The organism is Micromonospora sp. NPDC000316 (genome assembly GCF_042898885.1).
Taxonomy (GTDB): Bacteria; Actinomycetota; Actinomycetes; order Mycobacteriales; family Micromonosporaceae; genus Micromonospora.
On the sequence record NZ_JBIAZG010000034.1, the window covers coordinates 1 to 13,877 of the forward strand.

Sequence of the window (13,877 nt, forward strand, 5' to 3'; positions counted from 1 at the left end):
TCAACAGCAGTATTCAACGCTTCTCGATCCTGAACTCGCCCTGTCCGGCGGACTTGCTATGAGCCGCTGGCCTCAACTCACCCTGACAGACAGGGCAGCGGCCCTGGCTGGCGGCGGTGCCCGGCGAGCGACCGCTGGCCTCAAGCGCTCCCGACCTGCTCCCATTGCCTCACGTTCACCGACCGCCCTCACAGGATGGCGCGCCTTGTCAGCGGCATGACAATGCGCCAGGGTGACCGGACGAGGAAGGAAACCGGTCGACGCCTCCAGGACAAGGTTGGGACACTACGACGCATGCCTCCTCCGCGCCGGAACCACACCGTTCCGCAACTCTGGCTCAACGCTTTCGCCAGAAACGGGCGACTGGTGGCACATAACCGAGCCGGCAAGGAGCACCTTACGGGCGTGAAGGGTGCGGCGGTGATGGCTCACTTCTATCGGGACGAGTCCCCTGCCGCTACCGACCCTCAGGCCGTCGAGACGTACCTTGCTAACCACATCGAGGATCCGGCCAAGCGGATGGTCCAAGACCTCGTCGTCGGCCGACTCCCGTCCGCACAGACGGATCTGAGCACCCTCAAGAGGTTGGTCGCTTTCCAGATCGCCCGTACCCCGACCTTCCGTAGCATCGACCAGCAAATCGAAATTCATCTGTGGCCAATTATGTATGCGGCGGAAGTCGTCAGCGAGGTCAACAAGAGCCGCGCCAGCCCGCTCGCTGGCGCTGAACTGCAAGCCGTCCTCGAGCAGGCACGCTGGGATGCTCCAGCAAAGCCTGCCGATACAGACAAGTCCCGAACCCGGCTACGCCTCATGCTCAGAACGGCCGACCGCTTGGCGAACAACCTGGAGAGTCGCGACCTCGTTCTGGCGTCCGGCTCACGCCGCACGTTGTTGGTCAGCGACTCTCCAGCCGTCCTGTGGCATCCGAGCGGACCCCCGCTGGGCTGGACAGGGGCGCTTCCGGATGACGCGGACCTCCTGCTGCCGGTCGCCCCGAATCGTCTGCTCATCGCGACCCACCGCAGCCAGGGTGCGGCTGTCACCTTGACTCCCGAACTTATCAAGATCGCCAACGAGGGACAGGTCACCTGGTGCTCCTTCACGGTCTATCGACACCCGGACATGAGGTGGCCCCGCGACCTGCACCTCAGCGGTAACGCGCCAAAGCTGCCGGCCCCGCGTGTGACGCTGTCGCCAGGCACCGGCAATCCGACGTTCCCTGCCCGTTTTGAGCCGATCGCTGATTTGGAATTAAGGCAGTTGATCAATAGTCTCGGCGGAGTTGATATCGTCAACTGACACCCGATGGCCGCTCGCGCGGGACGTCTTGCCGGTACGGTGAGCGCTGTGTCGGAGATCGGTGATGCGGTAGCGGCGCTGGAGATCCAGCTACGTCTACTGCGGAGTGATCTACGGTTCTGCAGGTAGTTGTGACGATGTGACAAACGCCGAGCGGATTCTGGGCGGCCGACGCCTCGTGGCCGAACCCTCGTCAGACCTACAACATGCGATGACGCCCGTCAGGGATGGTTGCCCGGTTACCAGCCGTCATGCGAGGCTCGCTGAATGTCGGCGAGCGTCTGTAGCGAGTGTGGCCACGTGGCGTCAGTCGCAGACTCCACGCGCGTGGTCTTGCTCGACCTTTGGATGGCCGACGACCTGCGGCGGTTGCCACACATCGATGGATTCCAGCGCTGTCCCGCCTGCGGGACCAGGCAGACCGCAGCCGAGGCGTACGTCTTGCGCGACAGTAGGGCCGTATTGTCGTCGGCCGACGTGTGCGTTCCGGCGGGCCGGGCGGATCTACTACGGGCCGCCGTTGCAGTCCTCGGGCCTGAAGCACCGCCACCCCGCCGGGCGCGATCGATCGAGGTCTTCCGGCGCAATGTAGTGAGCAGGCGGGCGGGTGCCCTGCGGGTTGCGCGGGACTTCCTCGTCGGCCGAGACAGCCGGCTCACGAGGAGCTGTCTGCTGTCCATCGACGCGCCGAGCCAGCTGATCATTGGGGCGCTCGTTGACGGCGACCTCAAGGGCGGCGATCGACTGCTCGGCGTGCCGGACCGTCAGCGCCTCGCTGACCTGCGGAAAGCGGTCCTGATCGCGCTTATCGATTTGCCCCTCGATGCGAGCCTAGACCGAGACGTGCGGCGAGTTCTCGCGCCGGGCTTCGTCCAGCCCGCCGACGTGGCGTTCCTCGAGAGCCTGATCACCCGCCGCGATGCGGACAAGCCGCACCCGCTGCACCGGTACACCCTGGCCGCCGTGCACGCGCTGGCCTGCCTGTACAGCGGGGTCACGAACACGCACGCCGGTGCCTGGGCCGCCCTGTACTGCCACGTAGAGGCGACGATCCGGCACGGAGCCGATGAGCTGCTGCCGTTCCGTCTCTCGCCCGATTTGGTCCGCGACACCCTGCGCTACCAGGATCTCTGGGACTTCTACATGCGGGCACAGCTGGACCGACCGCCCTATGCCGCCGTACTGCCCGAGCTGCTCGGCGACCTCAACCACCATCAGGTCGTTATGGACGTGCTCCGCGACGGGATACGGCCGCGACTGACCACGCGGTCCCCAGAGTGGCTGGCTGACCGATTCGATGCCGACCTCGGCGACGAGGTGGCACTGGATGCCCTGACGCGGATGGTGTTCCGGCAGCTCGCGGCCGAGCGCCGGCCTGCCGACCTGGAACGGTTCCTCGATCTGATGATCGAAAAGGTGAAGGGTGATCCGGAACGCACGGCGATCCTGCTGGCCCGATTCGGCGAAGCGTGCAAGGAGGGCGACTACCCCGCGATGGCGATCAAGCGGCTTGGGGCACAGGCGGCACCCGACGAGAGCCGGTTGTCGCCGGCGGCACAAGCCGATCTCGCCGTCGAGCGATCGAACGCTCTCCGCCTGCTCGGCCACAACCGCGAGGCCCTAGCCGTCCTCGACGCCCTGCTCCCGCTTGTCACCGACGAGGGGCGCCCGACCGTGCAACACAACCGCGCGATCCTGCTGCGCACCCTGGGCTGGCCCGACCACTCGGCCGCCATGCTCCGCGAGTTGCTATCAGACGCCGTTGGCGGACGCCGGCTCGCGATCCTCGAGAGCCTAGCCGTATCGTACGACGAGCTGGGCCGCTTTGCAGACGCCGCCGAAGCGCGGCGGGAGGCGCTGGCGCTCACAGCCGGTCCATGGGCCCATCGTGCGGTCGCACTGCAGTCCGTGTTGCCGAGCGAGGACGGGCAACCCGGCGATGTCGACGCCGTGGCGTCAATGGGCATCCCGGACCAAGACGAAATGCTCGCGATTGTCCTAATACAGTGGATCAAGGTCATTGAGCGCGCCGATGAGGCCGGCCGGACAGCGGCACAGAAGGTTGTCCGCGCTGCGGTGTCGCGCATCCACAGCGCCGTCGACGCCAGCAACCTCCTCACGGCCATAAGGCTAGCCCGGCACAGCGCCTTCCTGACTGAACTCCTCGGCGGTACCGACGCGGCGGAGCTCTGGCAGTTGGAGGTCGATCTCCGCACCCGAGCCGCGGATCCGGACCCCTTCGCACTGCTGTCAGTCGCAGCGCTCCGACTCGCGGAAGGCGATGCCGAGACCGCGCGGTCCCGCTTGGTCTGCGTCGCCGAAGCCATGTCAGCCAAGTACGGTGCCGTCGCCGACGCCGGCGTCCTGGTTGAGCGCACCGCAGCGCAGCAGCAAAGGCTCTGGGACATGGCAGACGCGGCCGTCGATCAGGACGCCGACGCGAGCCTGCTGCGCCTGATCGCCGACCTGCAGCGCGACGTCACCGGACGCGCAATGCTCGGCCGCCGCATCGACGGACCGACTCGCGACGTCGCCCTGTTGCGAGAAGGGCTACCTGACAAGGTCATCGCGCGGCTCGCTCGGCCAGCGGGAGACCTGTACGTACTGGAGTGGCTCGACCACGAGAAGAGCTACCGGACAATGCTGACTAGCATCTCGCCGGATGGCACCGTACGGCCCTATGACACGCCCAGCCTGCACGTCAGGCTCGGGCCCCTCGTCGCGCGGCTGCGCGAGCGTCTGGACGCCTGGCCCCCGGACGGTCCGGGCGACCCGCTGGACCTAAAAGAATGGCGCATAGCCGAGGATTGGTTACGTGCGCTGATCCCAGCCGCGAAGAACGAAAGGCCCCACCTCGTGATCATCGACCACGCCGAGCATCACGGGCTGCCGTGGCACGCGGTGCGAAAAGCGCATTGGACCACCTCATACGCCCCCAGCTGGTCGTCCCTGCTGGTCACACCGACCATCGACCGACGCCGGCTGACCCGCGTTGGGCTCGTCACCGTGCCGACTCATCGCGAAAGCACACCGACGCTCGACGCATTCACCGCCGCAAGGCGCCAGCTCGAGGATCTTTGCGCGCGAACCGGGCGAACCCTGACCGCGCTCGCCAACTCGGACGCGGATTCGGCCGCAGTCGCCGAACTGCTGTCCGGGGTGGACATCGCCGTGATGCTCTGTCACGGCTTCCGCACCGCCGACGCCAGCGACATCGCGTTCGTATTGGCCCACGATGGTCACCTCCCCACAGTGCACACGGTCGCGGCTGCCTCGGACGCTAGCCGTGTGGCCAGATGGTCCTGGCGCGACAGCATGCGGCTGCCTCGCGCGCCAGCCGTCCTGCTCTCGGCCGGGTGTTCGACAGGCAGCGCCCACATCCGGGGACTCGGCGAGCGACTTGGCATGTTCGGCGCGCTGCGACTCGGCGGCACCGCCGCAGTCGTCGCGCCGGCCTGGGACGCGGTCGCTGCGGATAGCTGCCGCATGGTCATCGACGTCCTCGACGGCTTCCTCGACGGCGCGCCGCTGCCGGAGGCCGTCGAGCGTGCAGGCGAACGAATACGAGCTGGAGGGCGGCCGCGCTGGCGGTCCGTCAACCTCATGACGGAGGGATCGTGGAAATGACCGAAAGCCTGGCCCAGTTCCTCAACGCGGAGGGAACCAATTCTGCCAAGCTCCAGTACGCCGTGCGCTACCTCATTGCCCGGACAACCGACTTCACTCCGGCCGACGAGCTGCGACGGATCGCCGCCGCGGCGGCGTCCGACGAACTGGTCGACCGGGCGGTAACCGAGCTGAGCGAGAACTCGGACGCCCTACTGGAGGCGGACCTCGTCGTGCTCGACGCGTTCTGGGCCGACAACGCAAACCGAGACGAAGTCCGTGAGGCAGTCCGCAGCGCAGCCGAGCGCCTCCCGGTTGACCCAGCCTTCCTGCTGGCCGTGCCGGCGGTTTACGGACTATTCGTTGCAGTCACCAAGGGCCGAAAGAAGGTCAACAAGATCACCCGATACAACGCCGACGGCACATGGGAGCAACAGGAGCAGGTCGAGTACCAGGATCCGGTCAACCTACTCAAGCCACTGAGCGCACTCCTAACGAAGTTCGCCGAGCAACGCCCAAGGGAGTAGACAAGGGGGCCCACGAGCCACGGACAACCAAGGGCGTGCCGGAAATTTTATGGTTTGGGGCCATCGCCGCGCTGGCATATGTGGATGACCCAGATGCCGCGGTAGTCCTTCCGCCACCGACCTCCGTCCGGTCGCTGCGGCGGATGCCACGGAGGTATGTACCGACATGACGCCAGCCTGATGCTTTCGGACACGCCGAAGAGGTCACCGCTCAGGAGGCCCTGCTCAGAGGTTTGCCGACGGGATTTGAGTCTCAAATCGCGGGATCCATACTGGCGCCACTACGACGGTACCCAGAGTCGCACCTCGATGCAGCATGCCTTCGTGATTGGCGTCGGCGGGCCGCAGGGCTACAGCCGGCACCGACCAGGAGGGGAGCAGCGAACCCTGACCACTTCGGTCTTCTCTGGGAGGTCACGGCGGACCACTCGCTTGTATCGCCGCAGGTCATGACCCTCAGCTCTGCGCCGTGTCGGTGAGCACTTCAGGCGCGGTGACCACTTCGCCAACCTGCACCCAATCTGCACCCACCTGCAAGCCCCGGCCGCCCAGCAGCTCCTTACCGCCCTGGCCTGCGCATACTCTCCTGCCAGGCGACATAGAACGCGGTCGACTGAAGGCCCGAAACGGCTGAGCACTCCGCGGTGAAACAGGACGCCGCAATGACCCTGACCTGCGGCAACGTGGAGCCGCAGGCAGGGGTGGGTGCAGTTGAGGGCCGTTCGATGCCGTTGGACGCAGTTCAAGGCCGTTCAGGGCACCCCGCTGCTCCCAACCTGCTCCCCCTAACCGGGCTCGCACCGACCGCCGACCGCCGACCGATCATGAGCTGCCGGACGAGTGCTTTGGTTGGCACCAGCGCTGGCTCCAGCAGCCGCATCGGTCGAACGGGGAGCACCCCCACGGCAAGTCGCCTCGTGATCCACGCGGCCCTCCTCTTCGCGCAGCTGCCATACTCGCCGCTGTGAGCTCGCCGCTGGAGACCTTCGCCGGGCTACTCGATCGCTCCATCCGAGAGATCGCCTCCCTGGCCACGGACGCCCGGAGCTTCGACGGCACTCGCATCGGCCGCATCGCCGACATCTGGGACAACAACACTCTGCCTCTGGTGCGTGCCGCATGCGCTCCCTGGCCACTTCGATCCCGACGAGCCAGCACCTGCCTCCGATGGATGGCTGACCTGGGGGCCGACCGACGCACGCTGATGTTCGACCTAGACCCGGGCCTGGACGGCGTGCTTCCCACCGCACGGCCGCAGCCTTCCGTACATCGGGACTACCAAGGGCGCGTCTTCCCGGGCACCTTCCGGCTGACGGCGGAAATCATCGATGCGCTGGCCCACGATTACGACCTCGCCAACGGCAGCGTACGCTCGCTCACCGCCCAACCGGCGGACGCCGGATTGCAGGTACACCTAACCCTGGCCACTCCACGGCGGTTCACACCCAGTACCGGACGCGTCTCGGGGGACGGGCCCAGGATGCCCTGGCCGGCCGCGCCGCTGAGGTTCACCTTCAACGGGGTCACCGACTTGCAGTTCGACGCCGAGGACCGGATCGGGATGGCCGTAAGCCGCACAAGCGCCGGGTCTGCCGTGGCGATCGGGCGCAGCGGTCGCCTGCAGGCAACCGAGGCTTCAGTCTGGCCCGACGACCCGCGATGGTACGAATCGGCGGCCGGCCAGGCAGCCGACCTCACCACGCCACACGCACGTCCGCAACGGCGGAAGCCGTTACCGACGTCGACCCTGACCGCACCGCAGCAGGCCGCAGCTCGAGCGCTCGTCATGTTGATGAACCACGCTCGGCTTGTCCACCACTACCCGAATCTGGCCGCCGGCGTCCCGATCCTCGACATCTGCCGTGTCGCCGCCGACGCGGGCAGCGCCATTCTCGCCGCGAGCGCACACCGTGGAGCCGAGCGCCAGACAGCGTTTGCGGAGCTTGAACAACGGTGGCGTCACGTACCGCCCCAGGTGCCACCCGAGGCAATCCGCTCCGGCCCGGTCATGCTGCGTCATGCCCGGTACGACGAGCCCCACGACGACCACAACGTCCCTCACCACGGCGGTGCCGTCCTGCTCGCCGCGGTGCCAGGCGCAGATCCCGCAGTGCCGTGGACTCTCGCCAGCGAGGAGATCACCCAACCGTCGCGGTTCCGAATAACCAGCACCGCGTTCGACGACGGTCAGCACATCCACCACGATGGCAGAGTTCTACGCATCGGCGACGCGCTCGTCCTCCGTTGAACCGCGAACAACTACGGGAACCTGCGCGCCACTATCGGCTGCGCGTGGTCCAGCCGGCCCAGGTATCGCATCGACGCTAGCCTCCCGACGGGCGTGACGCCGTTGGCGATAGTACGTTCGGCCTGAGCGGGCGCCGCCCGATCGACGACCGGGAACACCACGGCTGACACCTTCGGGTCCGCCGAAGAGGTCACCGCAGAGGATGCGCTGGTCACGGCGCCGCGAGTGAGATCGGTGTCTCAGCTAATGGAACCAGCTGATGGTCCGGCACGGCGGGAGTGCGCGACCGAACATCGATGTACAGCAAACCTGTCACTGTGACGATCAGCGACCCGTAACCGGGGACACGAGCAATGCTGGAAGCAGCGAGCCCTGACCACTTAGGTCTCCACTGGGAGGTCACGCCGCACCGCTCGCCTATATCACCGCAGGTGAGAGCCCTCGTCTATGCCCGGCGTCGGTGAGCACTTCGGACGCGGTGACCACTTCGCCAACCTGCACCCAATCTGCTCCCAGGTGCAAGGCCAGGCCAACCAACGGCTCCTTACCGCCTTGACCTGCGCACACTCCCCAGCCAGGCAACATAGAGAGTTGTCGACCGCTGTGCAGAACCGCAGAGCACTCCGCGGGAAACAGGACGCTGCACCCCCTCCGACCTGCAGAAACGGGAAGCCGCAGGTGGGGGCAGGTGCGGTTGAGCGCCGTTGTGCGCTATTGGATGCAGTTCAACGCCGTTCAGGACACCCGGCTGCTCCCACCCTGCTCCCCCAATCCCGGGCCCGTGGCCCTGGCGTCGCCCAGGCACCTTGGGGCTCCGCTTCGGCACGTCTCCAGCGGCGAGGCCGACGCTTATTCAACCGCGACCGGGGCTCCGAGGCGAAGCGCGCACCGGTCGGCGGCCAGATCCGGGTGGCTGGGTCGCGGGCCCGGTTGCCTGCCATACGCAGCACAGGGCCGGATGCGCCGGGGCCCGTGGTGGCGAAGTACGACCGGGCGTTGATCGGGACGATGGCGCGTTCCACGACTCCCTCCTGATCAGCGCGTGGGGGGACGGTTGACGGTGGTCGGGGCGGTGGTGGCGCCGCAATCTCTCGCGGCCAGGAGTGCGGGTTGGTCCGGGCCGGCGGGGTCGGCGTCGTCGGTGCCTGGTGGTGATGCCGAGGAGGTTGCAGACCCAGGCGCGGGCGTCGGTGCGGTGGTCGGCGAAGATTCTCCGAACCGGTCGCGGGAAACGAGGATGCGTCGGCCGCCGATGCCGAGGGTGGCGCGTTGGTGGACCTTTCCCTTGCAGCGTCCCGCTTGCAGCCGTCGTGTGCTTTCTTGGGTTGGATGCCGTAGAGCAGCCAGTTGGTGCACCGCTCGTTGCACGGGGTGATGCGGAGTTGGTGCCAGAGCCCGGTCAAGGCGCTCCGCGCGACGCGGGCCGGGCGCGGTAACCGGCTCCTGACGGAGCCGCCGCCCCGACCGCCTTCGGCGGCGGGGCGGAAAGTCAGCCGGCCCGAAACCCAAGCCCGACCCGCGCGTCACCCCTGGGTTCGTGAAGGAACCCGGTGACAAGCCCCGGAGAACGACCGGGACCAGGAGGACAACGCCCGTCCTCACGTCACGCATGCAGCCTCACGACGGGAACCGCGGACCGGTCGACGGCCAGACCGGGAGAGTTGCCGAACAGAAGTCACGCCGACCGCTCAGGGGTCCGAGGTGCGGAAGAGGTGAAGTGGAGAAGGGGACGCAGGGTGCGGCGGGGGCTGGGGTCAGAGATTGTGCCTCCGGCGGGGGCCAGACGACTCCGAGATGGAGTTGCCGAACGGTTCCGGGCGGTGGGTGGTAGTGGTGGGGGGATGCCAACCCGTCCACCGCCGACCCAGGCAGAACTCCAGGGTGTGGGCCGGCGGCAGACAGTGATGGAAACGAGGGTGGGTGGGGTCGTGAGTCGGGTTTCTGTCTGTTCGTCGCGTCGTTGGTTGTCGGTGGTGATCGTGGTTCGTGTAGCTGATGGCTGATGGTCGAAGGAGGCGGGGCGGTGGGTGTTCCTGAGTTGGCGGGTGTGGTGGTGCCGTATCTGACGGCGGTGGCGGCGGCGTATGGCGGGGCGGTGGTGCAGCGGGTGGTGGATCAGTCTGCTGACGCGACGGCGGAGGCGGGTGTGGGGGTGGGGCGGCGGGTGTTGCGGCGGTTGTTGGGGTCGGGTCGGTCGGGGCAGATCGTTCTGGCGGTAACGGAGGTGGGTGAGCAGCCTGATGATGAGGCTGGCCGGGAGCTGCTGCGGGCGGCGGTGGTGACGGCCCTGTCCGAGGACGCCCAGTTGGCGGAGGATGTGGCGCGGGTGTTGGCCGACGCCGGGGTATCGGGCTGGTCGGTCACGGTGCTCGGGTCGCAGGGGGTGCAGGTGGGATCGCGCAACACGCAGACCAATCACTTCGGGCTGGCCCCGGATGGCCTGAGGTGACCACACCACCGAACGGTGCCGGCGGGTCGCCGTCGGTGCGGGTGGATAGCTCGTCGGCGGTGCAGATCGGCCCCCACAACGTGCAGACGAATGTGCGGATGGACGCGGCGCGGTTGCCGCCGCCGCAGCGAGTCGGTGATCGGCCGGGTGAGGGTGCTGTGGTGCACAATCTGCCGGCCGAGTCGCAGGTGTTCGTCGGCCGGGACTTGGAGCAGCTTGACGCCTTGCTGGCCGGTGATGCGTCGGGGGTGGCGGTCGGCCAGGCGGCGGTACACGGCCTGGGCGGGATCGGCAAGTCGGAGTTGGTGCTGCACTACGCCCGCCACTCGTTGGGTCGGTACCGGCTGGTGTGGTGGATGACCGCGGACAGCCCGGATGCCATTGCGGTGGGCTTGGGTGGGCTGACGCGGCGATTGCATCCGGCGGCGACGTTGGCGGACGCGCATGAGTGGGCGGTCGGGTGGTTGCAAACCAACCCGGGCTGGCTGTTGGTGTTGGACAACGTCGAGGACGTCGAGCACATCCTCGGCCTGCTCGGACTGATCCGCGGACGGGGAGACGTGTTGGTGACGACCCGCCGGGACGTGGGCGGGGCGTGGTGGCGACGTTCAGGGTTGGCGCCGCTGCGGCTAGGGGTACTTGCCCGGGCGGAGAGTGTGGATCTGCTGTACCAGTTGACCGGCCTGAACGATCCGGAGGGTGCCGGCAGGCTGGCTGGCGCGTTGGGTGATCTGCCGTTGGCGTTGGAGCAGGCCGCCGCCTACATCAGTCACCACCCGGATGTCGACTTCGACGGCTACCGGCAACGACTCACCGACCGTTTCGCCCGCACTGCCGCACATATTGGGGTTAGCGGTCGGTCGGAGCGGACCATCGCTGGAGTGTGGCAGATCACCATGAATACCCTCGCCGCACAGATGCCACTGGCCGCACGGGTATTGGACGTGCTGGCCTGGCTGGCACCCGACGGACTACCCGCGGACGTGCTGTATCCATTGGCCGACGACCACGACGACGTCCGAGAAGCGATAGCGCTACTCGCCTCCTACAACATCATCAACCGCACCGATGGGACGATCGGGATGCACCGCCTGGTGCAAGCAGTCACCCGCGCCAACCAGGACGCCAATGACTCCGACAGTCTGGTGGGTAAAGCGATCAGGCTGCTGACCGCAGCCATCCCCGACGATCCGTGGAAGAACCCGGCTGGCTGGCCCCGATGGACGACACTGCTACCCCACATCGACGCCCTCACTGGCGCCGTACCCGCCGAAGCCCGCACACCCGAGCAGCTGCATCTAGCCAACCAAGCTGCGACCTTTCGACAGGGACAAGGACAACACGCCACCGCCATCATCCTGTTCGAGCAGGTGCTGGCCGATCGGCGGCGGGTTCTCGGTGACGACCACCCGGGCACCCTGGCCTCGGTCAACAACCTGGCTGGTGCCTACCGGGCGGTGGGGCGGGTCGCTGAGGCGATCATCCTGATCGAGCGGGTGCTGGCCGATCGGCGGCGGGTTCTCGGTGACGACCACCCGGACACCCTGGTCTCGGGCAGCAACTTGGCTGGTGCCTACCGGGCGGTGGGGCGGATCGCTGAGGCGATCACCCTGTACGAGCAGGTGCTGGTCGACCGGCGGCGGGTTCTCGGTGACGACCACCCGAACACCCTGGCCTCGGTCAACAACCTGGCGTACGCCTACCGGGCGGTGGGGCGGGTCGCTGAGGCGTTCACCCTGTACGAGCGGGTGCTGGCCGATCGGCGGCGGGTTCTCGGTGACGACCACCCGGACACCCTGACCTCGGTCAACAACCTGGCGTACGCCTACCAGGCGGTGGGGCGGATCGCTGAGGCGATCACCCTGTACGAGCAGGTGCTGGTCGACCGGCGGCGGGTTCTCGGTGACGACCACCCGAAGACCCTGATCTCGGGTAGCAACCTGGCGTACGCCTACCGGGCGGTGGGGCGGGCCGCTGAGGCGTTCACCCTGGACGAGCGGGTGCTGGCCGACCGGCGGCGGGTTCTCGGTGACGACCACCCGAACACCCTGGCCTCGGTCAACAACCTGGCCCACGCCTACCGGGCGGTGGGGCGGGCCGCTGAGGCGATCATTCTGTTTGAGCAGGTGCTGGTCGACCGGCGGCGGGTTCTCGGTGACGACCACCCGGACACCCTGATCTCGGGTAGTAACCTGGCTAGCGCCTACCAGGCGGTGGGGCGGGCCGCTGAGGCGATCACCCTGCACGAGCGGGTGCTGGCCGACCGGCGGCGGGTTCTCGGTGACGACCACCCGAACACCCTGACCTCGGTCAACAACCTGGCCCACGCCTACCAGGCGGTGGGGCGGATCGCTGAGGCGATCACCCTGCACGAGCAGGTGCTGGCCGACCGGCGGCGGGTTCTCGGTGACGACCACCCGGACACCCTGATCTCGGGCAGCAACCTGGCTGGTGCCTACCAGGCGGTGGGGCGGGTCGCTGAGGCGATCACCCTGCACGAGCGGGTGCTGGCCGACCGGCGGCGGGTTCTCGGTGACGACCACCCGGACAGCCTGGCCTCGGTTCACCACCTGGCGTACGCCTACGAGTCGGTGGGGCGGGTCGCTGAGGCGATCACCCTGTACGAGCGGGTGCTGGCCGACCGGCGGCGGGTTCTCGGTGACGCGCATCAGCTAACACGAACGATCGCAGCCAAACTTCAACAGGCGATTGGCACCATGCGAAGCAGCAAGAAGGCATCAAAACCACCACCAGCGGGGGCGGTTGGCGGAGCTTAACGTCCACAGGAGCATTGGGATGGCAGCATGGTTTCGTCGGATGCCCGACGAATGTCTAGCCTTCGGAAGTGGCCTCGCTACGCCCCCAGGGCGAATTCAAGGGACCAGAACACCCAGGCGAACCCAGACGCCGACCGGCGCCAGCCATCCCGGGAGCACCAACGCCTAACCACTTCGACCTCTACTGAGAGGTCACGCCACACCGCTCGATCTCCATCACCGCAGGTCAAAGCGCCTCGTCTCTATCCGGCACCGGTGAGCACTTCGGGCGCGAAGACCCCTTCGCCAACCTGCACCCAATCTGCTCCCAGTTGCAAGGCCGGGCCAACCAACGACTCCTTACCGCCTTCACCTGCGCACACTCCTCTGCCAGGCGACATAGAGCGCTGCCGACTGCTACGCAGAACCGCAGAGCACTCCGCGGGAAACAAGGACGCCGCACCGACTCTGACCTGCGGAAACATAGAGCCGCAGGTAGGGCGGGTGCAGTTGAGGGCCGTTCGGCGCCGTTGGACGCAGTTCAAGGCCGTTCAGGGCACCCCGCTGCTCCCAGCCTGCTCCCCCTATCCGAGCCCAGCACCGCCTCCTGGTAAGTCACAGGCAGCACCAGCAATACAGATGTCGACGACGCGCTGAGACTGACCCTCTAGCGGCGGATTGGGACTGACCCCTCCGAGGCTGGAGGGGTGATCGCATTGGAAGACTGGGCTGAGATTCGTCGGCTGCATCGGGCCGAGGGTGTTCCGATCAAGGAGATCGCGCGCCGGCTGGGTTTGGCGCGTAACACGGTCCGTTCGGCGCTTCGGGCTGAGGCGCCGCCGTCGCGTGAGCGCGGCCCCCGCGGTTCGTTTGTGGACGATGTCGAGCCGCAGGTCCGGGCGTTGCTCGCGGAGTTCCCGCGGATGCCGGCGACGGTGATCGCTGAGCGGATCGGGTGGACGAAGTCGCTGACGATCCTCAAAGACCGG

Annotated in this window: 7 protein-coding genes; all 7 read left to right on the forward strand. The window is 67.4% G+C overall.

From position 1 onward, the window contains the following. Nucleotides 1-294: 294 nt before the first annotated feature. On the forward strand, nt 295-1,302 hold the full coding sequence (locus tag ACFY2Q_RS29205) for a DUF4238 domain-containing protein (protein WP_387135831.1): 1,008 nt from the start codon (nt 295-297) through the stop codon (nt 1,300-1,302). Between the two features lie 327 nt (nt 1,303-1,629). Further along, on the forward strand, nt 1,630-4,929 hold the full coding sequence (locus ACFY2Q_RS29210) for a hypothetical protein (protein ID WP_387135833.1): 3,300 nt from the start codon (nt 1,630-1,632) through the stop codon (nt 4,927-4,929). Further along, nucleotides 4,920-5,435, forward strand: coding sequence for a hypothetical protein (locus ACFY2Q_RS29215; RefSeq protein ID WP_387135835.1), 516 nt, complete (start codon nt 4,920-4,922; stop codon nt 5,433-5,435). The genes ACFY2Q_RS29210 and ACFY2Q_RS29215 overlap by 10 nt, the downstream gene beginning before the upstream one ends. A 964-nt stretch (nt 5,436-6,399) precedes the next feature. Then, nucleotides 6,400-7,683 carry a hypothetical protein gene (locus ACFY2Q_RS29220; RefSeq protein ID WP_387135837.1) on the forward strand — a complete coding sequence of 428 codons (1,284 nt, stop codon included), beginning with the start codon at nt 6,400-6,402 and terminating at the stop codon, nt 7,681-7,683. Nucleotides 7,684-9,685: 2,002 nt separating this feature from the next. Next, on the forward strand, nt 9,686-10,132 hold the full coding sequence (locus tag ACFY2Q_RS29225) for a hypothetical protein (protein WP_387135839.1): 447 nt from the start codon (nt 9,686-9,688) through the stop codon (nt 10,130-10,132). Beyond that, complete coding sequence (locus ACFY2Q_RS29230) at nt 10,129-12,909, forward strand: tetratricopeptide repeat protein (RefSeq protein WP_387135841.1); 2,781 nt, start codon at nt 10,129-10,131, stop codon at nt 12,907-12,909. The genes ACFY2Q_RS29225 and ACFY2Q_RS29230 overlap by 4 nt, the downstream gene beginning before the upstream one ends. Before the next feature lie 686 nt (nt 12,910-13,595). Beyond that, nucleotides 13,596-13,877: helix-turn-helix domain-containing protein (locus ACFY2Q_RS29235; protein ID WP_387135843.1), on the forward strand; the 282-nt coding region annotated here is incomplete at its 3' end.